This window comes from Priestia sp. JV24 (genome assembly GCF_025910025.1).
GTDB classification, from domain to species: Bacteria; Bacillota; Bacilli; order Bacillales; family Bacillaceae_H; genus Priestia; species Priestia megaterium.
In genome coordinates this window covers 1-2,235 of record NZ_JAPCIN010000066.1, presented here as the reverse complement: position 1 = coordinate 2,235, position 2,235 = coordinate 1, and the positions used below count along the sequence as shown (strand labels likewise).

At 36.7% G+C, this 2,235-nt stretch carries 1 protein-coding gene; it reads right to left on the bottom strand.

Annotation, left to right across the window (positions count from 1 at the left end; genetic code table 11):
* On the bottom strand, positions 1-1,658 hold a 1,658-nt coding region (ltrA, locus tag OK414_RS29625; protein ID WP_263046349.1), incomplete at its 3' end, for a group II intron reverse transcriptase/maturase.
* Positions 1,659-2,235 lie beyond the last annotated feature (577 nt).

The window sequence follows — 2,235 nt, the reverse complement described above, 5'->3', positions numbered from 1 at the left end:
TTATCGTTGTATTGTATGCTTCGTTCTTTGACGTAGTTTTTCGCAAGTTCTATGACTTTAATATCGGTTTGATTTTTCAGTGCCTTGGTAGATTTCTTTCTACCTTTGTTTGTATAATCACATGTGTCTTGCGAAAAGCACATGATGTTCTGCGAATGCACATAGTGAATAGGGAATATGGAAATTCCACTAATCGTCCATGTTTTTGCCTCGCATTTTCCATAGAATTTTTCAAAAATAGTGTTCTTTTTCTTAACCTTTTCATATTTAGATAACTTTTTCAGACGGTTGAACATCATCCTATATACAGGGTAAGCAATTTCTCCAAAGTCTTTCCAGACGTGAGTTGCGGACTTATAGTAAACATGGAGTCCTAATATGATTGCGTTTAATCGCTTAATGTTTTCAGGCGAAGGTTTCTTCTGGATTTTCTTAACTTGTTCCGTTAATTGTTTCCTGATTCTAACCTTAGCTTTCGACTTAACATGAGAGTACGCAACATATTTTCCACTCTTTTTAACTGCTCTAATTTCAAATCCGAGAAAATCCGAAGGATTTCTTTTTAAGTTAATGACTTTGGATTTGTCAGGGCTTATATCTAAACCAAGTCTTTGTTTCAACCAATCTTTGACTGCATGATATATGTTCTGAGCCTGTTTATGAGTTTTGCACATAATCTTAAAGTCGTCTGCATATCTAATGATGAAAATCTTTTTCAATTTTGTTTTGTTGATAGCTCTATATCTGTTTGAGTCATTTGAATAGTTAGATTTGGTTTTGAACGTTTCCCACTGTGAGCTAATCCACCAATCTAGTTCGTTAAGAACTATGTTAGAGAGAAGGGGACTAAGGATTCCACCTTGCGGTGTTCCCTTGGTTGGAATACCTTCTCCAGCGATTGGGGCTTTCAGCATTGATTTAATAACCGATAGAAGTTTTCTATCATGGATACCTAGCGAGTACATTTGTTTAATCAATTTGTTATGGCTTACGTTATCAAAGAACCCCTTAATATCGATGTCCACAACATGATAAAAATGACCTACATTAACCAATGAACTCATTCTTACCAGAGCATGATTTGTACTTCTGTTAGGTCTGAACCCATAACTATGTGGATGGAATTTCGCTTCACATATAGGCTCTAGAACTTGTTTAATCGATTGTTGAATCAGTCTGTCTATCATCGTGGGAATACCTAACGGTCTTTTTTCTTTGCTATTTTCCTTAGGGATATGAACCCTTCTGACTTCATCTGGACTGAAGTTGTTAAGCTTATTACGTACTTGCTGGACGTATTCATCAATATTATTTTCTTTAATATTTTGGATGGTTAGTCCATCAGTTCCAGCTGTTTTTGAACCAGTATTTGATTTTATCATTCTGAAAGCGAGCTTAATGTTGTTATCCGATTGGATTACATCCATCAGTTTTTTGAATTTCTTGTTTTCACTCGATTTCTGATAGAGTTCATCAAATATGGGCGTCATATCGTAGTAATCTGAATACCTGTATTTGTTCATAAGCCTTCTATTGGGACACCTCCTAGGAGATGCTTTCCCTGTCATACTCGAAGATAGAAGTTCAACTATTGTATGAATTACTAATAAAATAGGATTGACTAGTGCCCCTCCCTCAACTGTGATTAGCAGTTTCATCGGTACTATGGCACCACTTTCACTAGAATAAAGTATCTTATACCGTAAGGTTTTCAATACACCTGTTCGAGGCTAATCGTTTTTCTTCCGAAGAAGAACTCAGTTTCTAGTTTCTGACGTTCCACAGTTCCTAGTATGGATAGTAGTTAGGTGCTTCCTATAAGCCCGTTGGCACATTGTTTTCATTGTTAAACACAGAGTGTTTCATAGCTTCGATTTTTACTTCACTCCACCAACTACCTCAGTGTGAGGCAAGAAATCCATCTCAGGAAATCCCTAGGTTAAGGACCTGTACATTCGGAAGTTCGTCGGTTCTAAAAGAACATTCTCACCATGTACTATCACCACCCGATTACTCTAACCTAATGTTGAATTCCATTAGATTTCATCGACTTTACCCAGCTACTAAACAGTCCGAAATTAGCCTTTCTTTCTGCACATGGGAGTATCAGTGTAGAGGTTTCAGCTCAACATGACGGCTTTCATTCCCTCTATCAGAATTGCAGTTTATTACTAAATCATCCCAATCAATATTTCTATTCAAATTTCAGATTAACGTCACGCACCGAAACACCCT